Annotated in this window: 24 protein-coding genes and 1 pseudogene; 9 read left to right on the top strand and 16 right to left on the bottom strand. The window is 74.0% G+C overall.

Going from position 1 to position 25,450, the window contains the following annotated elements; translation table 11 throughout:
* Positions 1–29: 29 nt before the first annotated feature.
* The 3 genes from ACWDD9_RS08840 to ACWDD9_RS08830 form a co-directional block, all read right to left on the bottom strand.
* Positions 30–1,256 (bottom strand): cation:proton antiporter, encoded by a 1,227-nt coding sequence (locus tag ACWDD9_RS08840; RefSeq protein ID WP_049659880.1) that lies wholly within the window; start codon positions 1,254–1,256, stop codon positions 30–32.
* 178 nt (positions 1,257–1,434) lie between these two features.
* Positions 1,435–2,766 carry an FAD-dependent oxidoreductase gene (locus ACWDD9_RS08835; RefSeq protein WP_074000878.1) on the bottom strand — a complete coding sequence of 444 codons (1,332 nt, stop codon included), beginning with the start codon at positions 2,764–2,766 and terminating at the stop codon, positions 1,435–1,437.
* 488 nt (positions 2,767–3,254) lie between these two features.
* On the bottom strand, positions 3,255–4,160 hold the full coding sequence (locus ACWDD9_RS08830) for a TIGR01777 family oxidoreductase (protein ID WP_074000879.1): 906 nt from the start codon (positions 4,158–4,160) through the stop codon (positions 3,255–3,257).
* Between the two features lie 76 nt (positions 4,161–4,236).
* Here ACWDD9_RS08830 and ACWDD9_RS08825 point away from each other — a divergent pair, with 76 nt between their 5' ends.
* Complete coding sequence (locus tag ACWDD9_RS08825; protein ID WP_049658978.1) at positions 4,237–4,743, top strand: GNAT family N-acetyltransferase; 507 nt, start codon at positions 4,237–4,239, stop codon at positions 4,741–4,743.
* A 151-nt stretch (positions 4,744–4,894) separates the two neighbouring features.
* Positions 4,895–6,034, top strand: a complete 1,140-nt coding sequence (locus ACWDD9_RS08820) for a DUF2510 domain-containing protein (RefSeq protein ID WP_388043690.1) — start codon at positions 4,895–4,897, stop codon at positions 6,032–6,034.
* Between the two features lie 41 nt (positions 6,035–6,075).
* Here ACWDD9_RS08820 and ACWDD9_RS08815 read toward each other — a convergent pair whose 3' ends face one another.
* The 7 genes and pseudogenes from ACWDD9_RS08815 to cobU all read right to left on the bottom strand — a co-directional run.
* On the bottom strand, positions 6,076–6,591 hold the full coding sequence (locus tag ACWDD9_RS08815; protein WP_049658975.1) for a DUF4240 domain-containing protein: 516 nt from the start codon (positions 6,589–6,591) through the stop codon (positions 6,076–6,078).
* A gap of 181 nt (positions 6,592–6,772) precedes the next feature.
* Positions 6,773–8,557, bottom strand: coding sequence for a 2-oxoglutarate dehydrogenase, E2 component, dihydrolipoamide succinyltransferase (sucB, locus tag ACWDD9_RS08810; protein ID WP_449811165.1), 1,785 nt, complete (start codon positions 8,555–8,557; stop codon positions 6,773–6,775).
* Between the two features lie 80 nt (positions 8,558–8,637).
* Positions 8,638–10,044: a dihydrolipoyl dehydrogenase gene (gene lpdA / locus ACWDD9_RS08805; RefSeq protein ID WP_107086631.1), complete on the bottom strand. Its 1,407-nt coding sequence runs from the start codon at positions 10,042–10,044 to the stop codon at positions 8,638–8,640.
* 411 nt (positions 10,045–10,455) lie between these two features.
* Positions 10,456–11,958, bottom strand: a complete 1,503-nt coding sequence (locus ACWDD9_RS08800) for a leucyl aminopeptidase (RefSeq protein WP_380737814.1) — start codon at positions 11,956–11,958, stop codon at positions 10,456–10,458.
* A 259-nt stretch (positions 11,959–12,217) separates the two neighbouring features.
* Positions 12,218–13,009: an adenosylcobinamide-GDP ribazoletransferase gene (locus ACWDD9_RS08795; protein WP_375874023.1), complete on the bottom strand. Its 792-nt coding sequence runs from the start codon at positions 13,007–13,009 to the stop codon at positions 12,218–12,220.
* 118 nt (positions 13,010–13,127) lie between these two features.
* The gene (locus tag ACWDD9_RS08790; protein WP_049651854.1) at positions 13,128–14,252 is read right to left on the bottom strand and encodes a nicotinate-nucleotide--dimethylbenzimidazole phosphoribosyltransferase; all 1,125 of its coding nucleotides are present in this window, start codon (positions 14,250–14,252) and stop codon (positions 13,128–13,130) included.
* Between the two features lie 28 nt (positions 14,253–14,280).
* Positions 14,281–14,841 (bottom strand): annotated as a pseudogene (cobU, locus tag ACWDD9_RS08785) (bifunctional adenosylcobinamide kinase/adenosylcobinamide-phosphate guanylyltransferase); the annotation flags it as partial.
* A 123-nt stretch (positions 14,842–14,964) separates the two neighbouring features.
* Between cobU and ACWDD9_RS08780 the strand changes: the two are divergent.
* Positions 14,965–15,165, top strand: a complete 201-nt coding sequence (locus tag ACWDD9_RS08780; RefSeq protein ID WP_049651853.1) for a hypothetical protein — start codon at positions 14,965–14,967, stop codon at positions 15,163–15,165.
* Between the two features lie 30 nt (positions 15,166–15,195).
* Here the strand turns inward: ACWDD9_RS08780 and ACWDD9_RS08775 are convergent, their stop codons facing one another.
* Both ACWDD9_RS08775 and ACWDD9_RS08770 read right to left on the bottom strand, forming a co-directional pair.
* A complete protein-coding gene (locus ACWDD9_RS08775) occupies positions 15,196–15,936 on the bottom strand; it encodes a class I SAM-dependent methyltransferase (RefSeq protein ID WP_181970803.1) in 741 nt (246 codons plus the stop codon).
* Positions 15,937–16,115: 179 nt separating this feature from the next.
* Positions 16,116–16,715 carry a DUF3043 domain-containing protein gene (locus tag ACWDD9_RS08770; protein ID WP_241852715.1) on the bottom strand — a complete coding sequence of 200 codons (600 nt, stop codon included), beginning with the start codon at positions 16,713–16,715 and terminating at the stop codon, positions 16,116–16,118.
* Between the two features lie 301 nt (positions 16,716–17,016).
* Between ACWDD9_RS08770 and ACWDD9_RS08765 the strand changes: the two genes are divergently transcribed.
* Both ACWDD9_RS08765 and pspAA read left to right on the top strand, forming a co-directional pair.
* Entirely contained in the window at positions 17,017–17,820 is an 804-nt protein-coding gene (locus ACWDD9_RS08765) for a PspA/IM30 family protein (protein WP_074000884.1), read from the top strand.
* Between the two features lie 37 nt (positions 17,821–17,857).
* Positions 17,858–18,151 carry a PspA-associated protein PspAA gene (pspAA, locus tag ACWDD9_RS08760; protein WP_449811164.1) on the top strand — a complete coding sequence of 98 codons (294 nt, stop codon included), beginning with the start codon at positions 17,858–17,860 and terminating at the stop codon, positions 18,149–18,151.
* Positions 18,152–18,232: 81 nt separating this feature from the next.
* Here pspAA and nadA read toward each other — a convergent pair whose 3' ends face one another.
* Positions 18,233–19,417 (bottom strand): quinolinate synthase NadA, encoded by a 1,185-nt coding sequence (gene nadA, locus ACWDD9_RS08755; protein ID WP_449811163.1) that lies wholly within the window; start codon positions 19,415–19,417, stop codon positions 18,233–18,235.
* A gap of 191 nt (positions 19,418–19,608) precedes the next feature.
* On the opposite strand from nadA, the gene ACWDD9_RS08750 reads away from it, so the two are divergent.
* The 3 genes from ACWDD9_RS08750 (at position 19,609) to ACWDD9_RS08740 (ending at position 22,703) form a co-directional block, all read left to right on the top strand.
* The gene (locus ACWDD9_RS08750; protein ID WP_449811162.1) at positions 19,609–20,532 is read left to right on the top strand and encodes an NADP-dependent oxidoreductase; all 924 of its coding nucleotides are present in this window, start codon (positions 19,609–19,611) and stop codon (positions 20,530–20,532) included.
* Between the two features lie 139 nt (positions 20,533–20,671).
* A complete protein-coding gene (locus ACWDD9_RS08745) occupies positions 20,672–21,136 on the top strand; it encodes an Lrp/AsnC family transcriptional regulator (RefSeq protein ID WP_049651848.1) in 465 nt (154 codons plus the stop codon).
* Positions 21,137–21,335: 199 nt separating this feature from the next.
* On the top strand, positions 21,336–22,703 hold the full coding sequence (locus ACWDD9_RS08740) for a pyridoxal phosphate-dependent decarboxylase family protein (RefSeq protein ID WP_449811161.1): 1,368 nt from the start codon (positions 21,336–21,338) through the stop codon (positions 22,701–22,703).
* A gap of 63 nt (positions 22,704–22,766) precedes the next feature.
* Here the strand turns inward: ACWDD9_RS08740 and ACWDD9_RS08735 are convergent, their stop codons facing one another.
* Positions 22,767–23,630 carry a GNAT family N-acetyltransferase gene (locus tag ACWDD9_RS08735; protein WP_074001184.1) on the bottom strand — a complete coding sequence of 288 codons (864 nt, stop codon included), beginning with the start codon at positions 23,628–23,630 and terminating at the stop codon, positions 22,767–22,769.
* A gap of 245 nt (positions 23,631–23,875) precedes the next feature.
* Here ACWDD9_RS08735 and erpA point away from each other — a divergent pair, with 245 nt between their 5' ends.
* Complete coding sequence (gene erpA, locus ACWDD9_RS08730) at positions 23,876–24,229, top strand: iron-sulfur cluster insertion protein ErpA (RefSeq protein ID WP_049651846.1); 354 nt, start codon at positions 23,876–23,878, stop codon at positions 24,227–24,229.
* A gap of 74 nt (positions 24,230–24,303) precedes the next feature.
* Here the strand turns inward: erpA and ACWDD9_RS08725 are convergent, their stop codons facing one another.
* On the bottom strand, positions 24,304–24,996 hold the full coding sequence (locus ACWDD9_RS08725; RefSeq protein ID WP_117487461.1) for a hypothetical protein: 693 nt from the start codon (positions 24,994–24,996) through the stop codon (positions 24,304–24,306).
* Between the two features lie 112 nt (positions 24,997–25,108).
* On the bottom strand, positions 25,109–25,315 hold the full coding sequence (locus ACWDD9_RS08720) for a hypothetical protein (RefSeq protein WP_049651844.1): 207 nt from the start codon (positions 25,313–25,315) through the stop codon (positions 25,109–25,111).
* Positions 25,316–25,450 lie beyond the last annotated feature (135 nt).

Genomic DNA, 25,450 nt, shown 5'->3' with positions numbered 1-25,450 from the left:
TCACGCACCCGGCGTACGGAGGCCCGGGCCTACCAGCTCTCGGCCCGGACCCTCGGCTGATCCGCGTCGGCCGCCACCGGCGGCCGCGCGCCGCCGCGCACCCGCTGCGCCGCCAGCGGGAACACCAGCACCGACAGCATCCCGGCGCCGACCAGCGCCGCCGCGGTGGAGGACGGCAGGTGCCCGGCGTCCACCTCGATGGTGGTGATCACCACGACCAGCGGCAGCGCCGTCGCCCCGTACAGCGCGAGCGCCGCGCGGTCGCGCAGGCCGAGCCCGGCCGGGGCGAGCAGTGCGGCGGGCAGCCCGCGCACGGCCAGGAAGAGCAGCAGGAACACCGGGACCAGCAGCAGCGTGCCCGGGTCGTCCAGCAGGGCGTCCAGGTCGAAGTTCATCCCGCTGACCACGAAGAACACCGGCACCAGGAAGCCGAAGCCGATGCCCTCCAACTTGGCCTCGATCACCTCCTCCTCGGCCTGCCGGACGCCGGCCAGCAGCAGCCGGGAGACGATCCCGGCGACGAAGGCCCCGAGCAGCATGTCGAGGTCCAGCCAGAGCGCGGCGGCGACCATGGCGGCCAGCACCAGGATCACCGCGCGGATCGCGAACTGCCCGGAGGTGCGCAGGGTCCGTTCGATCAGCCGGGTGGTCCAGGCCGGGCGGGGCCGGCGCGCGCCGAACACGGCGAGCGCGGTGATCACCGCGAAGGCCCCGAGGATGACCGCCGTGCGGGCCGGGGAGTTGCCGCTGAGCAGGGCGGCGATCGCGATGATCGGCCCGAACTCGCCGACCGCCCCGGTGGCCATCACCAGGGAGCCGAAGGGCGTGGGCAGTTCACCGGAGTCGCGGAGGATCGGCAGGATGGTGCCGAGCGCCGTGGTGGTGAGCACCAGCCCGGCGAAGGCGCCGTCCAGCGGGTCCCGGTTGACCAGCGCGCCCACGCCGAGCCCGACGGCCACCGAGACCAGCCACGCGGTGCCCGCCCGTTTCAGCGGGCCGCCGCGCAGCTTGGCGAAGTCGATCTCGTAGCCGGCCAGGAACATCAGCATGGCCAGGCCGAACTGGGAGAGCGCGTCGACCAGGCCGTCGACGTGCGCCCAGCCCAGGACGTCCGGGCCGATCAGGACGCCGAGTACGATCTCGAACACGACGGTCGGGACGGCGATCCACCGCAGCAGCCGGTCGGCGAGCAGCGGGGCGGCCACGGCTGCGGCGGGGATCAGGATCAGGGTCAGCGGCTGGGCGGCGGCGCTCACCGCGCAACCGGCCGAACGGTCGAAACCATCCGATGAACGGTCAGAGCAGGCACCCCGGCATCCTGGCACGCCGTCGGTCTGTCACCCCGGCAGACCGCTGGTGTGTCCCGGTGCCCCGATGCGCTCCGATGGTGGCACCCCGCCGCTCGGACCGCCCCGACGGCCACCCGTGCCGCCGTCAGGCCGCCGCCTCCGCCTCCCGGGCGTCCGCCGGGACGCCGAGGTCGCCCAGGACCGCCTGCGCCGCCCGCCGCCCGGAGACCAGCGCGCCCTGCACGGTGCTGGTGTCCCGGTGGTCCCCGGCGACGTACAGCCCGGCCAGCAGCCGCACCGGGCGGCGGGGGTTGTGCGGCGGCGGCATCGCGGGCAGCGCGTCCGGGACGTGCCGTACGCCGAGGAACTGCCAGCCCGAGGTCGGGACGTCGTACAGCTCGGTCAGCCGGGCCCGGACGGCCGGCTCCAGCCCGGCCGGGCCGCCCACGTCGAAGGCGCGCCGCCCGAGCACGGTGGTGGCGATCAGCGCCTGGCCGGCCGGGGCGTAGGACGGGTGCAGCTCGCTGAGCACCAGCGAGTGCGAGACCAGTGGCGGGTGCCCGTTCGGCCGGTCGCCGTCGAGCAGCAGGACGGCCTCGCCCAGCGGGGCGGTGTCGGCCGCGTGGTAGAAGGTCGTGACGGGGTGGAAGTCCGGCAGCCGCAGCCCGGGCAGCAGTCCGGTGGCGGAGCGGGCGTCGGTGGCGACGATGACGGCCTGGGCGCCGATCCGCCCGTGCGCGAGGGTCTCGACGCCGTCCGCGGCGATCGAGGTGACCTGCACCCGGGTGCGGACGGTTCCGGCGGGCAGGGCGGCGGCCAGCTGGGCCGGTACCGCCGCGATCCCGCCGGCGGGCAGACAGAGCCGCCCGCGCGCGTACGAGCGCAGCACCAGGTCGGCGATCCGGCTGCTGGTGCCGAGGGCCGGGTCGGAGAGCAGCGCGCTGAGCAGCGGGCGCAGGAAGCCGTCCACGGTGCGCTGGGCGAGGCCGTGGCCGGCCAGTGCGCGGGCGGCGGTGGTCTCCGGGCGGGCCTGGAGCCGGCCGACCGGGGTGGTGGCGAGCCGGCCGAGCCGGCCGGCCAGCCGGGCCTTGTCCAGCGGGCTGCCGAGCGGGGCCCGGGCGGCGGCCTGCCGGGCGACGGCGAGCTGGGGGTCCCCGGCGCGGTACCGGCGGCCGGCGCTGTGCACCAGCACGCCGGGCGCGAGCGGGCGCAGGTCGAGGCGGTCGAGGTCGAGCGTGCGGCGCAGCTCGGGGAAGGCGGTGTTCAGCAGGTGACTGCCGTCGTCGAGCCGGAATCCGTCCTGTTCGCGGGTGGCCATCCGGCCGCCGATCCGGTCGGTGGTCTCCAGGACCTGGACGTCGAGGCCGTGGCCGGTGAGCGCGCGGGCGGCGGCCAGGCCCGCGAGTCCGGCGCCGACCACGACGACGTCCGGGTCGGACGGCCGGCGGGCGCGGCGGGTGAAGTCGTACGTGGGCACTGGGGTGCTCCCTCCCTGGTCCCGGGGCTCCGGCCGACGCAGGCAGCGGGGTGCCGGGACACGGTCCGTGGAGGGTGATGCCCAGTCAGTACGAGCATCAGACAAGCGCATCGGGCCGGATCCGAGGGCCGGGGAGGGTTGTGCGGCACCGGGCGGGGGCGCGGTCACGGACAGTGCGCCGTGGCGGCCGGGTTCGGGGGTCGGCGGGCGCGTACGGTCACCGGGGGCGTGCGACGCGCCCACCATGTGCTCCCGTGCGCCCCCTCCTCGGGCCCCCTCGGGCCGGGCCCGGCATATGCCGCTGGCCAGGGTGGATGCCGCGGTCGGAGTACGCACGGCTCCGCACGCCCCGCGCGCACGCCCACGCGTCACATGCCCGCGCGCACACCCATCCGTCACACCGCCGCGCGCACGCCCAGGCGTCGCGCCCCCGCGCGCACGCCCACCGGTCACATCGCCGCGAGCACCGCCGCACGCACGCCGGCCCGTCACATCGCCGCGAGCACCGCCGAGTACACGTCCGGGTGGGTGAAGCGGAAGCCCGCGTCCAGCAGCCGCCGCGGCACCACCCGGTGGCTGCCGACCACCTCGACCGCCAGCTCGCCCAGCACCGCCTTGAGCACCGCCTCCGGCACCGGGAACGGCGTCGGCCGCCGCAGCGCCCGCCCGAGCGCGGTGGTCAGCTCGGCGTTGGTCGCCGGGTTCGGCGCGGTGAGGTTGAAGGCGCCGGAGAGGCCGTCGTGGTCGATCAGGAACCGCAGCGCGGCCACCTCGTCGTGCAGCGAGATGAAGCTCCAGTACTGCCGCCCGTTGCCGAGCCGCCCGCCGAGGCCCAGCTTGAACAGCGGGAAGAGCCGTCCGCCCGCCCCGCCGGCCGCGGACAGCACCATCCCGGTGCGGGGGTGGACGACCCGGATCCCGGCCCGTTCGGCCGGCCTGGCGGCGTCCTCCCACTCCCGGCAGACCTCGGCCAGGAAGTCGTCCCCGGCGGGGGAGTCCTCGTCGATCACCCGGTCGCCGGTCTGTCCGTACCAGCCGACCGCGGAGGCGCTCACCAGGACCTGCGGCGGCTCCTTGAGCGCGGCCAGGGCGACGGCCAGCGTCTCGGTGCCGTACGCCCGGCTCTCCCGGATCTCCCGCTTGTAGGAGTCCGTCCAGCGGCGGTCGCCGACCCCGGCGCCGGCCAGGTGCACCACGGCCTGGACTCCGGTCAGCCCGTCCCGCTCGACCTCGCCGAGCAGCGGGTTCCAGCCGATCGCCGTGCTGCCGTCCGGCCGGGGGCCGGTCTTCGAGCGGTGCCGGACCAGCCGGACCACCTCGTGGCCGTCCGCCAACAGGGAGCGGACGAGCGCCGAACCGATCAAACCCGTGGAACCCGTGACAGCGATGCGCATGCGCCCATCCTCGCAGCTCCCGCCCGCTCCCGCGGTGTTCCCGACCGCCCGTCACCTTCGCATGCGTCCCGTTAGCATGACGCGCATGCCTGACGACGATCTGATCATCCGTACGGCGCGGAGCGAGGACGAGCGCGAACTCGCCGTCCTCAACCACGCCGCCTGGTCCGTCCTGTCCGACGTCTCCCCGCGACCGCCCGTCGAGGACCCGGTCTTCGACGAGCGGCACCCGGCCGAGCAGTACCTGCTGGCCGTGCTGGACGGCCGGATCGTCGGCTACGTCCGTCAGGTCCCGGCCACCCCGCTGGCGAGCAACCGGCACGTCCGGCAGATCCAGGGCCTGGCCGTCGACGACACCGTCCGCGGCCGGGGCATCGGCCGCCGGCTGGTCGAGGCGGCCTGCGCGGCGGCCCGGGCCGAAGGCGCCCGCAAGCTGACCCTGCGGGTGCTCGGTTGGAACGCCCCGGCCCGTCGGCTCTACGAGAGCTGCGGCTTCGTCGTCGAGGGCTCGCTGGCCGAGGAGTTCCTCATCGACGGCCGGTACGTGGACGACGTCTGGATGGCCCGCCGCCTGGCCGACTGAGCCCCGGACGGCACCCCGCCGAGCCCGCCCGGGCCCGCGCCGAAGATCCGAACAGGCTTGCCGCGAGCGGATGTTCGGCGTTCCGGGCCGGTGCCGAGTCGTGACGGTTCCGCGCTGTCTGGACCGCCGCCGCGCCGGGTACCGTACGCCCGTGAGCAACTCGACGCCTCCCGGGTGGTACCCGGTCCCGGGTGCGGACGGCACCCCCGGTCACGAGCGCTGGTGGGACGGCAACGCCTGGAGCAGCGAGGTCCGACCGCTCCAGGACGGCGTCGCGGGCGGGCTCGCCGACGCCCCCACCCAGACCCGGCCGCCGTCCGACCAGCGGCCCGGCTACGGCTACCCCGGCGGCCCCGCGGCGCCCTACGGCTACCCGGGCCAGGACGCCCACCAGGCCCCGGCCTACGGCTACCCGGGCCAGGACGCCCACCAGCTCCCGCCCCACGGCTACCCGGGCCAGGACGCCTACCAGGCCCAGGGCCAGGCCCAGGGCGGCTACCCGGCCCAGGGCGCCTACCCCGGCCAGGGCCCCGGCTACGGCTACCCGGGCCCGGGCTACCCGCCGCCCCCGGCGGCCAAGGCCAGGCCGCAGACCGGCCTGGTCATCGGCATCGCGGTCGCCGTGCTGGCCGTGGGCGGGATCGTCGCCGGCATCGCGTTCAGCGGCGGCGGCGACCGGAGGGCGGACCCGACCCCGGACCCCACGGTCACCGTGACCCAGAGCGGCAGCCCCACGTCGAGCCCCAGCCCCACCGTGCCCACGCCCACCCCCAAGCCCAAGCCCCTGCCGGTGGTCAAGAGCACCGTCCCCGACCCCCAGCACGCGATCACCGTGCCGGTCTTCGACGGCTGGGACGTGTCCACCAACCCGCCGCACTCGACGGTCTACCTCGGCACCGGCCGCTACAGCTGCCCGGACGGCAGCTCCTGCATCCGCGGCCAGTTCTCGGTCGAGAAGGACACCGTCCAGGGCACCACCCCCAAGGCGGCCGCCGACGCCCAGATCCCCGTCTACGCCGGGCAGATCTTCTCCGGGGTCAGCTCGCACACCGACGCGGGATCCGGGTACGTCAGGGTGGCCGGGGTGCTCGGCTACGCCACCCGCTGGCACATCCGCACCACGGACGGCACCCAGGGCTACGTCCTGCTGGCCGCCCTCCCGGCCAAGGGCGGCGGCTACGTGGTCATGGAGGGCGGCGTGGACGACAGCCCGGCCGCGCCGGACTTCTCGGCGCTGGACCAGATCCTCAACGGCATCCAGCAGGACAGCTCCTCCGGCAGCAGCACCTGACGAAACCGCGAGGGCCGGTCCGCCGGCCCGTCCGGTACGCCCTAATCCCCGTACCGCTCCCAGAGCTTGGGGTAGCGCTTGGCCATCACGTCCGGGTCGTCGAAGTCCAGCGCCGGCCCGGACGGCTGCTCGGCCTGCCGCCCGCCCACCTCGGGCAGCGGCAGCCCGGTCAGCCGCTCGTACGCCTCGTCGGCGGCGTAGCCGAGGTCCTCGGCGTCGCCGTCCTCCTCCTCGTCGAACTCCGGCAGCAGGTCCGCCAGGTCGTCCGGTTCGGCCAGTCCGCCCTCGAAGACCTCGCGGCCCTGGCCGATCAGCCAGAAGCGGAAGTAGTCGAAGGAGTCGTCCGAGGCGCCGTCGAGCAGCAGGTAGGCCGCGCCCCACAGGTCGTTGCGGTAGGCGCGCCGGAACCGCGCCTGGAACAGCCGGGCGAAGTCGATCACGTCGTCCGGGGTCAGCTGGAGGAGCCGTTCCACCAGGAGGTCGGCCTGTTCGTCGGGGTCGCCGTCGGCGGCGTCCCGGGTGTCGTCGATGATCTGCCAGAAGTCCGTCTCGTCCATCACCGCTCAAGCATCCCCGTTCGGCCGCCTCCGCGCATGCCACGACTCGACACGGGCCCGTGCCCGGTGTGCCCGGGGTCCCGGAACCCGGTGCGCCCGGGGGCCGGGAACGGCGGAACCCCGCGCCGTCCGGGGACGACGCGGGGTTCCGTACGCGGGGTGCCGCGGGGACCTGGTGGGGTCAGAGGCCGAGCTCGACCTCGAACTCGCCGGCCTCCAGGATCTCCTTGACCGCGACCAGGTAGCGGGCGGCGTCGGCGCCGTCCACCAGGCGGTGGTCGTAGGAGAGCGACAGGTAGGTCATGTCGCGGATGCCGATGGCAGTGCCGCCGTCGGCCTCGATGACGACCGGGCGCTTGACGGTGGCGCCGATGCCCAGGATGGCGACCTGGTTCGGCGGCACGATCACGGTGTCGAACAGCGCACCGCGCGAGCCGGTGTTGCTGATGGTGAAGGTGGCGCCGGACAGCTCGTCCGGGGTGATCTTGCTGTCGCGGACCTTGCTGGCCAGCTCGGCGGTCTTCTTCGAGATGCCGGCGATGTTGAGGTCGCCCGCGCCCTTGATGACCGGGGTCATCAGGCCCTTCTCGGAGTCCACCGCGATACCGATGTTCTCGGTGTCGAAGTAGGTGACCGTGCCCTCGGCGTCGTTGATCCGGGCGTTGACGACCGCGTGGACCTTCAGCGCCTGGGCGGCGGCCTTGACGAAGAACGGCATCGGGGAGAGCTTGACGCCCTCGCGGGCCAGGAAGCCCTCCTTCGCCTTGGCGCGCAGCGACATGATCTTGGTGACGTCCACCTCGACCACGCTGGTCAGCTGGGCCTGCTCGTGCAGCGCCTTCAGCATGTTGTCGCCGATGACCTTGCGCATGCGGGTCATCTTGACGGTCTGACCGCGCAGGGCGGACGGCGTGGCGGCGGCCTTCGGCGCGGCGGCCGGGGCGGCAGCGGCGACCGGGGCCGGAGCGGCCTTGGCGGCCTCCGCGGCGGCGATGACGTCCTGCTTGCGGATGCGGCCGCCGACGCCGGTGCCGGCGACGGAGGACAGCGCGACGCCGTGCTCGGCGGCGAGCTTGCGCACCAGCGGGGTGACGTAGGCGTCACCGCTGTCGGCCACCGGGGCGGCCGGGGCGACCGGAGCCGGGGCGGCGACGGGGGCCGGAGCGGCAACCGGGGCGGGGGCGGCAACCGGAGCCGGGGCGGCGACCGGAGCGGCCGGAGCGACGGGGGCCGGGGCAGCGACCGGAGCCGGGGCGGCAACGGGAGCCGGAGCGGCAACCGGGGCCGGGGCCGGAGCGGCGACCGGGGCCGGAGCGGCGACCGGGGCCGGGGCGGCGGCGACGGCACCGGCGGCACCGATCAGCGCGAGCTGGGCGCCGACCTCGGCGGTCTCGTCCTCGGCGACCAGGATCTTCACCACGGTGCCGGCGACCGGCGACGGGATCTCGGTGTCGACCTTGTCGGTCGACACCTCCAGCAGCGGCTCGTCGACCTCGACGGTGTCGCCCTCGGCCTTCAGCCAGCGGGTGACGGTGCCCTCGGTGACCGACTCGCCCAGCGCGGGCAGCAGCACCGGGGTGGCGTCGGCGGCCGGAGCGGCGGCCGGGGCCGGGGCGGCAACGGGGGCCGGAGCGGCGACCGGAGCCGGGGCAGCGACCGGAGCGGGGGCGGCGACCGGGGCCGGCGCGGCCTCGACGACCGGGGCCGCGGCGGCGACCGGGGCGCCCGAGCCGTCGTCGATGATCGCCAGCTCGGCGCCCACCTCGACGGTCTCGTCCTCGGCGACCTTGATCGAGGCCAGGATGCCGGAGGCCGGGGCCGGGATCTCGGTGTCGACCTTGTCGGTCGACACCTCCAGCAGCGGCTCGTCGACCTCGACACGCTCACCCTCGGCCTTCAGCCAGCGGGTGACGGTGCCCTCGGAAACGCTCTCGCCCAGCGCGGGCAGTGTTACTGAGACCGCCATGGTTTCAGCGACTCCTATCAAGTCTTGCGTACGGGAAGTACTTGCGTACGGGAAGTACCGGGAAAGGGGGTGGGGCGTGATCAGTCGTGCGCGTGCAGCGGCTTGCCGGCCAGCGCCAGGTGCGCCTCGCCCAGGGCCTCGGACTGGGTCGGGTGCGCGTGGATGAGCTGCGCGACCTCGGCCGGGAGCGCCTCCCAGTTGTAGATCAGCTGGGCTTCACCGACCTGCTCGCCCATGCGGGCGCCGACCATGTGGACGCCGACCACGGCGCCGTCCTTGACCTGGACGAGCTTGATCTCGCCGGCGGTCTTCAGGATCTTGCTCTTGCCGTTGCCGGCCAGGTTGTACTTCAGGGTGACGACCTTGTCCTTGCCGTACAGCTCGACGGCCTTGGCCTCGGAGATGCCGACGGAGGCCACCTCGGGGTTGGAGTAGGTCACCCGCGGAACGCCGTCGTAGTCGATCGGCACCGGCTTGAGGCCGGCCAGGCGCTCGGCGACCAGGATGCCCTCGGCGAAGCCGACGTGGGCCAGCTGGAGGGTCGGGGCGAGGTCGCCGACGGCGGAGATGGTGGGCACGTTGGTGCGCATGTACTCGTCGACGAGGACGTAGCCGCGGTCCATCGCGACGCCGTTCTCCTCGTAGCCGAGGCCGGCCGAGACGGGGCCGCGGCCGATGGCGACGAGCAGCAGGTCGGCGTCGATCTGCTTGCCGTTCTCGGTGGAGACGCGGACACCGGTCTCGGTGTACTCCACGCCCGAGAAGCGGGCCTTCAGCTCGAACTTGATGCCGCGCTTGCGGAACGCGCGCTCCAGCAGCTTGGAGGAGTTCTCGTCCTCCAGCGGAACGAGGTGCGGCAGCGCCTCGACGATGGTGACCTCGACGCCGAAGGACTTCCAGACCGAGGCGAACTCGACGCCGATCACGCCGCCGCCGAGGATGACGACCGACTTCGGGATGCGGTCGAGCTTGAGGGCGTGGTCCGAGGAGATCACGCGGTTGCCGTCGATCTCCAGGCCCGGGATCGAGCGCGGCACGGAGCCGGTGGCCAGGACGATGTGGCGGCCTTCGATGCGCTGGCCGTTGACGTCCACCGAGGTCTGCGAGGAGAGCTTGCCCTCGCCCTGGATGAAGGTGACCTTGCGGGAGGCCACCAGGCCCTGGAGGCCCTTGTACAGGCCGGCGATCACGTCGTCCTTGTACTTGTGGACGCCGTTGATGTCGATGCCCTGGAAGGTGGCCAGGACGCCGAACTCGGCGGCCTCCTTCGTCTCGTCCGCGATCTCCGCGGCGTGCAGCAGCGCCTTGGTCGGGATGCAGCCGCGGTGCAGGCAGGTGCCGCCCAGCTCACCCTTCTCGACCAGGGCAACACTCAGGCCCAGCTGAGCGGCGCGGAGCGCCGCGGCGTAACCGCCGCTTCCGCCTCCGAGAATGACTACGTCGAAAACGGTGCTGGCGTCGTTCGCCACGTCACGTCCTCCATGCATGGGGTGGGTCGCCGGGCCGGTCGCGGTCCGGTGGGTCGGAAGCCTTTGTGGGGCGCCCAGTCGTGCCGGAAATACATCTTCGCACTTGTTCACGGTGGCTGATGTCCGGGTCCGCCCCAGGGGTGTCCCGCGGAGTGGTCACCGGGGCGGGAACGCCCCCGACGGAAGGGCATCATCGCAGCTCAGAGCGGTGTTGACAGCCGCCGGACGGGCGTCTTCCGCGCCACCCGCCACGGCTTCTTCCGCACTGTGGAACAAAGTTTCGCCCGCAGCGAACAGGCGTGCGTCGCGGCGCTCCGGCCTACTCGCGGGTAACCGGGCCGGAACGCCGACGGGGCCCGGCGCACACGCGCCGGGCCCCGTCGCAGCGGGTCCTGGACCGGGGGACGCCCCGGGTCAGGGGTGTCCGGGTCAGGCCTTGCCGTTCGCCCGCTGCTCGGCGAAGCGGACCAGGGTGCGCACCGCGCTCGCGGTGCCGCCCTTCGGGGTGTAGCCGTACGGCGCGCTCTCGTGGAACGCCGGACCGGCGATGTCCAGGTGCGCCCAGTCGGTGCCCTCGGCCACGAACTCCTTCAGGAACAGGCCGGCCACCAGGCCGCCGCCCATCCGCTCGCCCATGTTGGCCAGGTCGGCGATGGTCGACTCGGTCATGCCCTTGCGCAGGTCGGCCGGCAGCGGCATCGGCCAGGACTGCTCGCCCACCTCGCCGGCCAGGGCGTGCAGGCCGTCGCGCAGCTCGTCGTTGTTCGACATCACACCGAAGGTGCGGTTGCCCAGGGCCAGCACCATGGCGCCGGTCAGGGTGGCCACGTCGACGATGACGTCCGGGTTCTCCTCGCCGGCCCGCACGATCGCGTCGGCCAGCACCAGGCGGCCCTCGGCGTCGGTGTTCAGCACCTCGACGGTCTTGCCGCCGTACATCCGCAGCACGTCGCCGGGGCGGGTGGCGGAACCGGACGGCATGTTCTCGGCCAGCGCCAGCCAGCCGGTCACGTTGACGGCCAGGCCCAGGCGCTTGGCGGCCACCACGGCGGCGAACACGGCGGCGGCGCCGGCCATGTCGCACTTCATGGTCTCGTTGTGGCCGGCCGGCTTCAGCGAGATGCCGCCCGAGTCGTAGGTGATGCCCTTGCCGACGAACGCCAGGGTGGCCTTGGCCTTCGGGTGGGTGTAGGCCACCTTCACCAGGCGGGGCGGGTTCGCCGAGCCGATGCCGACGCCGATCAGGCCGCCGAAGCCGCCCTTGGTCAGCGCCTTCTCGTCCAGCACCTCGACCTTGAGGCCGTGCTCCTTGCCGGCCGCCTGGGCGAGCGCGGCGAAGCTCTTCGGGTTCAGGTCGTTCGGCGCGGTGTTGACCAGGTCGCGGGCCCGGTTCATCTCCTCGCCGATCGCGGTGGCGCGCTCCACGGCGGCCTTGGCGTCCTTGCTGCCCTTGCGGGCGGCCAGCACGACCAGCTCGCCGACCGGCTCCTTGCCGTTGCCGTCGCCCTTGTAGGTGCCGAAGGCGTACGAGCCGAGCAGGCCGCCCAGCGCGACCGCCTCGATGTCCGCCGCGGACTCGGCCGGCAGGGCCAGTGCGGCCTTCTTGGCGCCGGCCAGGGTGCGGGCGGCGACACCGGCGGCGCGGCGCAGCGTCTCCAGCGCGTAACCGTCCTCGGCGGCCTCGCCCAGGCCGACCGCGAGCACGAGCGCGGCCTTCAGGCCGGCGGGGGAGGGGACCTTGACGGCCTCGCCCTCGGCGCCGGTCGCGCCCAGGGTGCTGAGGACCTCGGTCAGCTTGCCCTCGAACGCCTCGTTCACGGCCTCGGCACCGGGGGCCAGCACGATGCCCTTCGGGCCCTTCGCGACACCGACCACCAGGGCGTCCGCGCGCAGCGAGGCGGCGGAGGAGGTGCTCACAGACAATGCAGTCACGTAATGCGTCCTGTTCTTTCGCGGTCCACGGCCGGCCACGGCGAGGCTGCCGCACCGGCGCAGCCCGCGCCGTCGCAGGCCGTCCGCCGGCGGGCCTCCGGGTCCGGGCCCCCTGGCTGCGCGCGTCCGCCGGGGTGGCCGCGTACACCAGAGGCCCCGGCTCCTCGGTACGCGCCGGGCGGGCAGGACCTGCCACGGTGCAGGGCTGCGGTGCTCCACGCATGGTAGTCCGCATGGTGGGATCACGCGCCGCCCGGTGTCAGCCGAGCAACGCCAGGGCGAACAGCGAGGCGGTCGCGGCGGTTTCGGCCATCGCGCCGAGCACGTCCCCGGTGATCCCGCCGAACCTGCGCACGCACCGCCGGAGCAGCAGCCAGGAGCAGCCCGTGCCGACCGCAACGGCCAGCGGGAGGCGGAGAACTGACCATCCGTCGAGCAGTCCGGCCGCGGCCAGGGCGAGCGCGGCGGCGGCCGTCGCGGCGGCGGCCCCGGCGGGCGGCACGGTGCCCGCGACCATCGCCCCGAGCCCGCCCGGCCGGGCGGCCGGCACCGAGCGCAGACAGCCCCAGGCGAGCGCGCAGCGGGCGGCCGTCGCCGAGGCGAGCACCGCGAGCGCGCCGCGCAGCGGGGAGTGGCCGAACTGTCCGGCCAGCGCGGCCACCTGGGCGAGCAGGACGAGGACCAGGGTCAGGACGCCGAACGGACCGATGTCGGACTGCTTCATGATGCGCAGCGCGTCCTCGGCCGGCTTCCCGCTGCCCAGCCCGTCGGCGACGTCCGCCAGGCCGTCCAGGTGCAGACCCCGGGTCAGCCCGGCGAGCACCCCCACCGCGGCCACCGCGCCGAGCGGCCCGCCCGCCCGCCAGGCCACCAGGGCGCCGACCACGGCCGCCAGGGTGCCCAGCACCAGCCCGACCACCGGGGCCGCCACCATCGCCCGGGCCGCCGCGGCCCGGTCCCAGCGCTCCACCCGCACCCGCAGCACGGACAGCGTCCCGAACCCGAACCGCAGGCCCTCGGCCCAGCCGGCCCGGTCGCCGCGGTCCGTCATGTGCGTGTTCCTCTCGAAGGTCAGACAGCAGGACAGTCAGACAGCAGGACAGTAGGAGAGGGCGGGAAAGCAAGAACGCCCCGGCGAAGGGGCGTTCTCCGGACGGCCGGGGCCGCCGTTACAGCTTCCGCAGCAGGTCCGCCGCCGAGGGCAGCCTCGGCTGCTCCTTCGGCGCGCCCGGCGCCGCCGGCACGAAGGGCTTCGGGGCCTCGTCCGCGAGCACGTCCCCCGCGGCCTGGAGCAGCGGCAGCGCCAGCAGCGCGCCGACGCCCTCGCCCATGGTGATGCCCTGGTCCTGCAGCGGCGTCAGGGTCAGCCGGTCGTACGCCTTCGCCTGGGCCGGCTCGCCGCTGGACTGCCCGGCGCGCCACCACTCCGGCGCCCGGAAGGCGATCCGCTGCGCGACCAGCGCGCAGGCCGCCGAGACCACGCCGTCCAGCACCACCGGCAGCCGTCGGACGGCCGCCTGGAGCAGGAAGCCGGTGATCGCGGCGAAGTCGGCGCCGCCGGTGGCGCCGAGCAGGGCCAGCTGGTCGCCGAGCACCGGCCGGGCCCGCCGCAGCGAGTCCCGGATGGTGGCGCACTTGACCATCCACACCCGGTCGTCGATCCCGGAGCCGCGCCCGGTCACCGCCGCCGCGTCGGTCCCGCAGAGCGCGCCGACCAGCACGCCGGCCACCGTGGTGGCGCCGACCCCGAGGTCGCCGAGCAGCACCAGGTCGGTGCCGGCGTCGGCCTCCTCGTCGGCGACGGCCATGCCGGCCCGGAACGCCCGGACGGTCTCCTGGGCGGTGAGCGCGTCCTCGACGTCGATCCGCCCGGAGCCGCGCCGGATCCGGTGGGCGACCACCTCGTCCGGGAAGTCGGTCGGGTCGGCGTCCACGGCGACGTCGACGACCCGCACCTGGGCGCCGTAGCGCGCGGCCAGCCGGGACACCGGCGCGCTGCCGTCGAGCACGGCCCGCACCCGGGCCGCGGTGCCGCCCCGGGCGGGCATCCGGGAGACCCCGAGCGCCGCCACGCCGTGGTCGGCGGCGAACAGCAGCACCTTGGGGGCGGAGACGGGCAGCACCGGCGAGCGCCCCTGTACGGAGGCCAGCCAGCTGCCCAGCTCCTCGAGCCGGCCGAGCCCGCCGCGCGGCCGGTCGGCCGCCTGCCAGCGCTCCTCGGCGGCCCGCCGGGCGCTCTCGTCGGGGCGCTCGACGAGCGAGGAGAACGTATCGAGATCCACGGTCGTGTCCATCGTCCGGAAGGCTACACGGCGCGGGTGTTCAGCCAACGGCTGGCTTGACGGTCAGCACCTGACCGGCCACCACCAGCAGGACCCGCTCGGAGGCGTCCGCCACGGCCATGTTGAGCCGGCCCAGGGTGTCGCGGAAGCGGCGGCCCGCGGCGGTGGCCGGGACGACGCCCATGCCGACCTCGTTGCTCACCGCGACGGCGGTCCGTCCGGTGGCCGCCCAGGCCCGCGCCAGCGCCTCGCAGCGGCGCTGCACGGCGGCCTCGCCGCCGGCCGCCCAGACCTCGTCGTCCCAGGCGCCGCACTCGTCCATCACGGCGGTCAGCCACAGGGCGAGGCAGTCGACCAGCACCGGTGCCGGGTCGGCCGGGTCGGCCAGCACGGCCTCCAGGTCGCAGGTCTCGGCGGTGCGCCAGCTCGCCGGCCGGCGCTCCCGGTGCAGCGCGACCCGCTGGGCCCACTCGGCGTCGCCGTCGCGGGTGCCGCCGGTGGCCACGTACAGGACGTCCGGACGGTCGGCGAGCAGCTGCTCGGCGCGGGTGGACTTGCCGGAGCGGGCGCCGCCGAGCAGCAGGGTGCGGGGCAGCGGGGGACGGGTGGGCTCGGATCGGGTCGCCATGCCGTCCATCCTGCCGGAGCAGGCATACGGAAGATCGGGCCGGGCAGGCTATGGTGCGCAGCAACACAGGCAGCGTGGTCAGTGGGAGGAGCCGGCATGGTCTGGACGTGGCGGTACGAGAAGGCGGACGGCAGCGCGGTGACGCCGGGCGCCGGCCAGGAGGAGTTCGCCGGCCAGGGGGACGCCGAGACCTGGATCGGGGAGACCTGGAAGCAGCTCGCGGAGGACGGTGTGGACACCGCGGTGCTGCTGGAGGACGACCGGGTCGTCTACTCGATGAGCCTGGGCGAGGAGTAGCGCGGACGGGGTGGAGCGGCCGCGGCGCGGCTACTTCGCCCCGATCACGTGCAGGAGCGCGGCGACCTGCCGGTACGGGTCGGTGCGGCCGGCCCGGTCCTCGGCTTCCAGGAGCTGGGCCAGCTGCCGCCCGTCCACCGGCGGGGCCGCGTCGTCCGGGGCGCTGTCGGTGAAGACCCGCACGCCGTACCAGTGCCGCAGCGGGACGGACACCTCGGAGAGGGTGACGGTGAGGTCGGCGAGCCGGTCGGCCCGTGCGGCCAGTCCGAGCCGGTTGTAGTACCGGTCGCTCTCGAAGGCGTGCAGGGCGGCCCGCCAGTCCCCGGCGGCGGCCGGCCGCAGGGCGAGCGCGTCGCGGTTGCGGACCAGCAGCGAGAGCAGCCCCCCGGGCGCCAGCAGCCGGGCCAGCGAGGCGATCATCGGGTCAGGGTCGGGCAGGTACATCAGGACGCCGTGGCAGAGCACCACGTCGAAGCTGCGCGGGCCGAACCAGCGCCCGCACTGGTGGCCGTCGCCGCTGAGCAGCTGCATCCGGCCGCGGACCTCCGGCGGCTCCTCGGCGAGCGCCCCCTGGGCGACACCGAGCGCGACCGGGTCCGAGTCGATCCCGGTGACGTAGTGGCCGGCCCGGGCCAGCCGCAGGGCCTGGGTGCCCTGGCCGCAGCCGATGTCGAGGACGCGCTGCCCGCTGCGGCCGGCCAGCTGTTCGGCGAGCTGGCGGGCGACGAGCTCCTGGCGGACGAAGTTGCGCAGCCCGCCGAGCCGGTCCAGCCAGGCGCCGGTGCCGCCCGCGAAGGAGCCGCTGCGCGAGGGCAGCCGGCGCTCCTGGGCGAGGCGGTCATGGCCGCCGTCGCCCTGCCCCGGCAGCGCGCCGCCCTGCCCGGGGAGTGCGTAGAGGCCGGGCCCCTCCCAGGAGGGCGGGGCCCAGCCGGAGCCGACCGGTTCGGCGGTCAGGGCTTCTCCCCGCGCCGCACCTGCGGCTTGGGCAGGCGCAGCCGGCGCATCTGGAGGGTGCGCATGATGCCGTACGCGACGGCGCCGCGGGTGTTCTGGTCGGCGAAGCGCTCGGCCAGCTGCTTGCGCAGGCCGAAGCCGAGGCGGACGAAGTCCAGGATCACCAGCACGAAGAACAGCAGGAACAGCAGCGTGGAGAGCAGCTGGAGCGCCGGCACCTTGACGATGCTGAGCACCAGGATGACCACGGCGGCCGGCAGGAAGAACTCGGCCAGCGACCAGCGGGAGTCCACGTAGTCGCGGGCGAACTTGCGCACCGGGCCCTTGTCACGGGCCGGCAGGTGGCGCTCGTCGCCGTTCATCAGCGCCTGGCGCTGCTTCTCGCGCTCGGCGCGCATCCGCTCGCGCCCCTGGCGGGCGGCCTCCTTGCGGTCCTTGGGCACGGTCACCCGGGTACGCCGGTTGGCCTCGGCCTCACTGCGCTTGGGGGTGGGGCGGCCCTTCTTGGCCTGCGGATCGCGGGCCTGGGTCGTCTCGTCCTGCTTCTCCAGCACGGTGGCGGAGGCGGCGGCATCATCTGAACGGCGTCGGAACACACCACCAGCGTACGGGGTGCGACGCGGCTTCCACGGGCGCCCTCGGAACCGAACACATATCGATACCGCCAGGTCGCCGTCCGAAGCGGGTTTCCCGGGCCCTTCCCGTAGGGGATCAGTCGGATGGACGATGGGGGGGATGAGGGGCGGATCCACCCGGGGGAGGAGGAAACGCCACTGGTCGCTGTAGCAGTCTTGTTGCAGGCAGGTGCACTGCGGCGAAGGGCTCGCTGCACATACACTCGTCGTGTCTGGTAACGAGATAGAGACCGCAGGCCGGAGAAGGGGGCACCCGAGGCCCATGAGCGACGGAATCATGAAGCGTATGGGGCTGATCTTCCGCTCCAAGGCGAACAAGGCCTTGGATCGGGCGGAGGATCCGCGTGAGACGCTTGACTACTCCTACCAGAAGCAGCTTGAGCTGCTCCAGAAGGTACGGCGTGGTGTCGCGGATGTCGCGACCTCGCGCAAGCGGCTCGAACTCCAGCTGACGCAGCTCCAGCAGCAGTCGGCGAAGTACGAGGACCAGGGCCGCAAGGCGCTGTCGCTCGGCCGGGAGGACCTCGCCCGCGAGGCGCTGACCCGCAAGGCCAACATGCAGTCGCAGATCAACGACCTGGAGACGCAGTACCAGCAGCTCCAGGCCGAGGAGGAGAAGCTCACCCTCGCCTCCCAGCGACTTCAGGCCAAGGTGGACGCCTTCCGCACCAAGAAGGAGACCATCAAGGCGACGTACACCGCCGCCCAGGCGCAGACCCGCATCGCCGAGTCCTTCTCCGGGATCTCGGAGGAGATGGGCGACGTCGGCCTGGCGATCCAGCGTGCCGAGGACAAGACCGCCCAGATGCAGGCCCGGGCGGGCGCGATCGACGAGCTGCTGGCCTCCGGTGCGCTCGACGACGCGAGCGGTCTCGGCCGCAAGGACGACATCGAGGCCGAACTGGAGCGGGTGGCCGGCGGTTCCGACGTCGAGCTGGAGCTGGCCCGGATGAAGGCCGAGCTCTCCGGTCCCTCCTCGGCCGGCCCCGCCGCGATCGAGCAGGGCAAGCAGGACGTCCAGCCGCAGCCGCAGCAGGACACCCCGCGCATCAACTACAACAAGTGATCTGAGCTCGACCCCACGAACCAGGGAGACGCACGGCATGATCATGAGGGTCATGGGTGAGGGGCAGTACGAGGTGGGCGACGACCACCTGAACCTGCTCAACGAGCTCGACGCCGAGCTCGTCACCGCAGTGGAGTCGGGGGACGAGGCGCTCTTCCGTGAGGCCTACGGCAAGCTCATCGACGCGGTGAAGCAGTACGGCACCCCGGTGCCGCTGGATTCGCTGGAGCCGTCCGAGCTGATCCTGCCGAGCGCCGACGCGACGATCGACGAGGTCCGCGAGCTGCTGATGGCCGACGGCGAGGGCGTGATCCCGGGCTTCCCGGAGTAGGGCCGCGGCCGCTGCCAGACGAAAGGGCGGGCCCCCTCCACCACGGAGGGGGCCCGCCCTTCGGCTGTTGTCCGCGGACGGCTACGGCAGGGCCAGCATCCGGTCCAGCGCCGCCTTGGCGTACGTCTCGGTCTCCGGGTCGACGGTGATCACGTTCGGCACCCGGCCCTCGACCAGCGACTCCAGCGCCCAGACCAGGTGCGGCAGGTCGATCCGGTTCATGGTCGAGCAGAAGCAGACCGCCCGGTCCAGGAAGACGATCTCCTTGTCCGGGTGCGCCTTGGCCAGGCGGCGGACCAGGTTCAGCTCGGTGCCGATGGCCCACTTGGAGCCGGGCTCGGCGGCGTCCAGCGCCTTGATGATGTACTCGGTCGAGCCCACCATGTCGGCGGCCGCGACGACCTCGTGCTTGCACTCGGGGTGCACCAGGACGTTCACGCCGGGGATCCGCTCGCGGACGTCGTTCACCGAGTCCAGGCTGAACCGGCCGTGCACCGAGCAGTGGCCGCGCCAGAGGATCATCTTGGCGTCCCGCAGCTGCTCGGCGGTCAGGCCGCCGTTCGGCCAGTGCGGGTTGTAGACGACGCAGTCGTCCAGCGAGAAGCCCATGTCCCGTACGGCGGTGTTGCGGCCGAGGTGCTGGTCGGGCAGGAAGAGCACCTTCTGCCCCTGCTCGAAGGCCCACTCCAGGGCGCGCTTGGCGTTGGAGGAGGTGCAGATGAGGCCGCCGTGCCGGCCGGTGAAGGCCTTGATGTCGGCGGAGGAGTTCATGTACGAGACCGGGACGGTGACGTCGGCTATACCGGCGTCGGTCAGCACGTCCCAGCACTCGGCGACCTGCTCGGCGGTGGCCATGTCGGCCATCGAGCAGCCGGCCGCGAGGTCCGGCAGGACGACCTGCTGGCGGTCGCTGGTGAGGATGTCCGCGGACTCGGCCATGAAGTGCACGCCGCAGAAGACGATGTACTCGGCCTCGGGGCGGGCGGCCGCGTCGCGGGCGAGCTTGAAGGAGTCGCCGGTGACGTCGGCGAACTCGATCACCTCGTCGCGCTGGTAGTGGTGGCCGAGGATGAAGACGCGGTCGCCGAGCGCGGCCTTGGCCGCGCGGGCGCGCTCGACGAGGTGGGGGTCGGAGGCCGGGGGGAGGTCACCGGGGCATTCGACGCCGCGCTCGCTGTTCGGGTCGGCCTCACGGCCGAGCAGCAGCAGAGCGAGCGGCGTCGGAGTGGGGTCGACGCCGTGGGTCTCGGTGATGGTGGTGGTCACGGGCGGGTGCCCTTCTGTGCGGCCGAGCTAGCGGTGGGGCCTTTTCGTCTAACTGACGCTATCTATTCTAACCGCTTAGCGTCAGAGTGACGATGGCCATCCTGTCGATGTGACGAGAACCGCTCGTCGAATCGGATGCTTCCGGGCGTGGCCGAATCGATACTTCGAAGCCGACGGGTATGGCTGAGCCCATGAAAGCAATCGCGATCAACCGCTACGGCGGCCCCGAGGTGGTCGAGTACACCGACCTGCCCGACCCCAAGGTCGGGCCCGACTCCGTCCTGGTCGAGGTCCGGGCGGCCGGGGTGAACCCGGTGGACTGGAAGGTCCGGGACGGCGCCCTGACCGGCATCCTCGACGCGCACTTCCCGCTGGTCATGGGCTGGGACGTGGCCGGCGTGGTCCGCGCGGTCGGCGGCGGGATCACCGAGTTCGCCCCGGGCGACGAGGTGTACGGCTACGTCCGCAAGGACGCCGTCGAGCACGGCACCTACGCCGAACTGGTCTCCGCCCCGGTCCGCACCCTGGCCCGCAAGCCGGCCGCGCTGGACTGGGCGCAGGCCGGCGGCCTGCCGCTGGCCGGGCTCACCGCGCTGCAGGGCCTGCGGGCGCTGCGCCTCGCCGAGGGGGAGACCGTCCTGGTGCACGCCGCCGCGGGCGGGGTCGGCCACCTGGCGGTGCAGGTGGCCCGGGCCCGCGGCGCCCGGGTGATCGGCACCGCGGCCGAGCGCAACCACGACTTCCTGCGCGGCCTCGGCGCCGAGCCGGTGGTGTACGGCGAGGGCCTGGCCGACCGGGTCCGCGCGCTCGCCCCCGACGGGGTGGACGCCGCCCTCGACCTGGTCGGCCACGGCGCCGTCCAGCTCTCGGCCGGCCTGGTGGCGGACCCGGGCCGGATCGCCTCGATCACCGACTACGGGGTCAAGGCGCTCGGCGGCCGGTACGTCTGGGTCCGCCCGGACGCCGACGACCTCGCCGAGCTGGCCGCGCTCGCCGACGACGGCCGGCTGACCGTCACCGTCGCCTCCACCTTCCCGTTGGCCCAGGCCGCCTCCGCCCAGGCGCTCAGCGCCGAGGGCCGCACCCGGGGGAAGATCGTGCTGCTCGTCCCGTGACGGCCGCCCGCCCGTCATCCGACGGCGGTGAACTCGTCCAGGTCATCCGCCAGAATGGTGGCGAACCGTTTCGGCAGTGGCAGCCCGCCGCCGGAGCGCCCCGCCGAACCCCCCGTACGACCCGTGGAGCCCCTCACCCATGACCAGCAGCCGAGCGCACGAGGTGGTCGGGGCCGACCTGGACGAGACCGACCGGCTCCTGCTCGCCCGGCTCGGCAGCGACGGCCGCGCCTCGTACGCCGAGATCGGGCTGCAGGTGAACCTCTCCGCCACCGCCGTGCGCCGGCGGATCGACCGGCTGCGGGCGCGCGGCGTGGTGCGGGGCTTCACCGTGGTGCTCGACCCGTCCGTGCTGGGCTGGCAGACCGAGGCCTTCGTCGAGGTCTACTGCCGCGAGCGCACCGCCCCCGAGGAGATCCTCGCCAGCCTGCGGCAGTTCCCCGAGGTGGTCGCCGCCTGGACGGTCACTGGCGACCCGGACGCCCTGGTGCACCTGCGGGCCGCCGACATGCGCCACCTGGAGGCCGTCATCGAGCGCATCCGGCGCGAGCCCGGAGTGCAGCGCAGCCGCTCCTCGGTGGTCCTCTCCCAGCTCATCGGCTGACCGCCCGCCGGCCGCCCCCGGACCGTACGCAGGAATCCTGCGCGGACCCGCCCGAAGACGCCCGAAACCTGCCTGACCAGCCGCGTTCCGACGCGCGGGGAGGGCCCGGTGCTGCCTACGCTGATCACGTCCGGTCGTCGCGGTGAAGCGTCCCGCCGACCGGACGCCCCCCGACACCCCCACGCCGAGAGGGACCGCCGTGTCCGCAGCACCCGACCGCATGCACCGGCCCGACAACGAGCTGGTCGACCTGGTTTTCGACTACATGCGGGAGCGGCTGCAGTACGACCCCGTCCCGCTCGACCACCCCGGTGACGGCGAGCACCTGCGCACCCAGCTGGCCGGCCTGCTGAACCAGGACGGCAACAACCCGGTCGACGTGCTCAAGCTCTACGACCACGAGCTGTCCCGGGCGGTCATCTCCGCCGACAGCCCCCGCTACCTGTCCTTCATCCCGTGCGCCCCGACCAAGGCCGCGCTGCTGTTCGACATGGTCGTCTCCTGCGCCTCCCTCCAGGGCATCTCCTGGCTGGAGGCGGCCGGCGCGATCGCCGCCGAGAACCAGGTGCTGCGCCTGATCGCCGACCGCGCGGGCCTGCCCCAGTCGGCCGGCGGCTGCTTCGTGTCCGGCGGCTCGGCGGGCAACCTCTCCGCCCTCGTCGTCGCCCGCGACACCGCCCGCCGCAAGCTGGGTGTCGGCCCGGAGGCCCGGCTGCGGATAGCCGTCGCCGACCAGGTGCACTCCTCGGTCAAGAACACCTTCAACATCATCGGCGTCGAGGCCTTCAAGGTCCCGACCGTCAACCGGCGGTTCACCGGCGAGGCGCTGCGCGCCGCCCTGGCCGCCGACCCCAATCCGGAGACGGTGATCGCCGTCGTCGGCACCGCCGGCACCACCAACGAGGGCATCGTCGACGGCCTGGCCGGCCTGGCCGAGGTCGCCCGCGAGCGCGACCTCTGGTTCCACGTGGACGGCGCCTACGGCGGCGCCGGCCTGTTCGCCCCCTCGGTGCGCGAGCGCTACAACGGCATCGAGCACGCCGACTCCTTCGTGGTCGACCCGCACAAGTGGCTGTTCGCCCCCTTCGACTGCGCCGCGCTGATCTACCGCAACCCGCAGCTCGCCCGCGCCGTGCACACCCAGGACGCCTCCTACCTGGACGTCCTGCACACCGAGGGCGACGAGTGGAACCCCACCGACTACGCCTACCACCTGACCCGGCGCGCCCGCGGCCTGCCGCTCTGGTTCTCGCTGGCCGTCCACGGCGTCCAGGCCTACACCGACGCCATCGAGGCCGGCCTCACCCTGGCCCGGGAGACGGCCCAGCTGATCCGCGAGAGCGAGCACCTGGAGCTGCTGTTCGACCCGCAGCTCTCGGCGGTCTGCTTCAAGCGCAGGGGCTGGACCAACGACGACTACTACCGCTGGTCGCAGCAGCTGCTCGCGGACCAGATCGGCTTCGTCACCCCCACCGGCTGGGACGGCGAGACGGTCGCCCGCTTCGCCTTCCTGCACCCGGGCACCACCATGGAGATGGTCAAGGAGATCCTGGACACCATGGTCTGAGCCCCCTGACGCCCGTACGGCCCCCTCCGGAGCGCTCCGGAGGGGGGCCGTACGCGTGCCCGTCTACAGGAACGCCCCGTTCGGCAGGTACGGCGCCGGCGGCCGCATCCCGCGCACCCCGACGAAGCCGCCGGTCTCCGGCGTCAGCCCGACCTCCAGCCCGACGTCCAGCGCCCACTCCTGCTCCGCGGTCAGGTACTCCACCCGCGCCTCGGCCCCGTCCGGCACCCGGGCCAGCGCCTCGCGCAGCAGCCGGGCCCCGATCCGCTTGCTGGTGGCCGCCAGCAGCCGCACCGTGCCGCCGTCCCGGTAGCAGTAGCCGCTGCCGGCCAGCGCGTCCGCGACCAGCAGCTCCTCGAAGTGCCCGAGCATCAGCTCGTGGTCCGGCCCGTGCGCGGACCCGCGCAGCCGGCGGTCCACCGAGTCCAGCAGGTGCAGGTGGGTGGCGTTGCCGCGGTGCACCGGTATGTCGCCCGGATCGATCAGCCCCTGCCGGTCCACCGTCCCGGTCAGCCGCATCGCCGGGTGCAGGGTGAACCCGGCCAGCCGGTAGCGGCGGGCCGCCGCCGGGGAGCCGGAGGCGCAGACCATCCCGCGCAGGCAGCCCCGGGCGTGCGCCATCGCCCGTTCGAACAGCAGCCGCCCCACCCCCCGGCCCTGCGCGGACGGCCGGACGGCGAACAGCGAGGGCGTCCACAGGCCCTCGCGGCGCATCGACAGCACCACCCCGACCGCCTGCCCGCCGCTCTCCGCCAGCCAGCAGCCCCCGGGATCGGTGCGCGCCAGGTGCCTGGTCCGGGCCAGCTGCAGCGGCGTCGGCCGCGGTGGCCGCGCGGGGTCGTCGGACGGTGCGGCGAACGCGGCGAAGGACAGTTCCCGGACGACCTCCGCGTCCGCTGCGGTGTCCCTGACCTGGCGAAGGATCATGCCGACCATCCTGGCGTCCGACGGGCGGCCGTGGGGCCCGTTCACCCGGATCCGTGCCTCGGGCGGTGACCGGCCCTCCGGGGGTGTGCGAGCATGGGGAGCGTAGGGGACGCGGGTGGCACACCCGGCCTACGGACAACCAGCCGCGAACAGGCCGCAGAAATCGATCGCCGCCCGGGAAATGAAACCGGACGGCCGTTGGTTGGCACTGGCGGCAGACCGTCGTCAAGACCGGGAGAAAGCAGATGACCGTCCAGGACGAGACCACCGTCGAGAGTGGCATCCTCCTCACCGATGCCGCCGCGGCCAAGGTCAAGGCCCTGCTGGAGCAGGAAGGCCGCGAGGACCTCGCGCTGCGCGTCGCCGTCCAGCCCGGTGGCTGCTCCGGCCTGCGTTACCAGCTGTTCTTCGACGAGCGCTCGCTCGACGGTGACGTGATCAAGGACTTCGACGGTGTCAAGGTCGTCACCGACCGGATGAGCGCCCCGTACCTGGGCGGCGCCACCGTCGACTTCGTCGACACCATCGAGAAGCAGGGCTTCACCATCGACAACCCGAACGCCACCGGCTCCTGCGCCTGCGGCGACTCGTTCAGCTAAGCCCGCTGCGGAAGGCGGCCCCGGGGTGATCCCCGGGGCCGCCTTTCCGTTTCCGCCCGCGGGCGCCGCGGCGCCTACCGCCCGGCGACGTCCGGGGTGACCGGGTCCGGCCCCATGTGCGGGTCGCCCTCCAGCGGCAGCTCCTGACCGCTCGTCCTGTCGACCACCGTCCGCCCGGCCAGCGGCGAGCGCAGGTCGGCCGCGACCGACTGCCGCTTGGCCAGCGCGTTGCACACCTGCCCCGGCTGGACGGTGGGCGGGCCCGGCACGACCAGCACGTCCACCCGGCCCGGCTGCGACTCGTCCGCCTTCAGCGCGTACGTGGTGCAGACCCCGCCGAAGAAGTAGACGGTCAGCTTGGTGGTGCCGTCCACCCGGTAGGCGACCGGCGGACGGACGGGCGCGTCCGAACCGTTCGGGTTCGGCTCGCCCACCGCGATCCCGTTGCCCGGGGGAGTGGCCGGGGCCGGCTGCCCGGGCGGGGGCGAGGCCGGGCTGGGTGTGAAGCCGGTCGGCGGCTGGGCCGGCTGCGCGGCCCCGGAGGAACTCCCGGTCGGAGCCGCCGAGGACGGGCTCGCGGAGTCCGCCGGGGCCTGCGGCGAGGCACTGGCCGAGGCGGACGCGGCGGCCGAGCCGCTCGTCGCCGCGTCCGAGGCGGGCTTGCCGCCGCCGCTGCCGCAGCCGGCCACCGTCACCACCGCCGCCAGCACCAGACCCGTCAGGGCCACCGCTCGCCGACCGCGCCGGGGCATCGTCTCCAGATCCATCTGCACATCCTCCCGAGGGTTCAGCGGTGCCGCCTCCTCGCCGCTCCGCGCGGATGTGACGTGCTCCGGTCGGATCCGGTTCCGCGCGCGGCTGATTCGGTCCGGCGCGGGCTCAGAAGCCGTACTCGGCCATCCCGGCGACCACCCGCTGGGCCCCGGAGGACACCCGGAACCCGGTCGAGGCGGGGGCGACGGGCTCCGGGCCGGCCGCGAGCTGCGGCCAGAACCGGCGCAGCCGCCGGGAGGAGTCCAGCAGGGCGTCGAGCGTCTCGCCGTCCTCGGTCCGCAGGACGGGCAGGGCACAGTGGTCGGTCATCATCCGGTATCGCTCCGATCCAGGGCCGCGGCCACGCTGCCGCGGTCGACGACGGGGCCCGCACGACGGGCCCCCCACGGCCGACCCTAGGCAGGGGCCCGGCCGCCCACCAGTGCTACCGGGAGGTAGTACACGGAG

It is taken from the genome of Kitasatospora sp. NPDC001119 (assembly GCF_053598475.1).
Note: the sequence above shows the minus strand (reverse complement) of the source record. Positions and strands in the feature narration are given on the sequence as shown.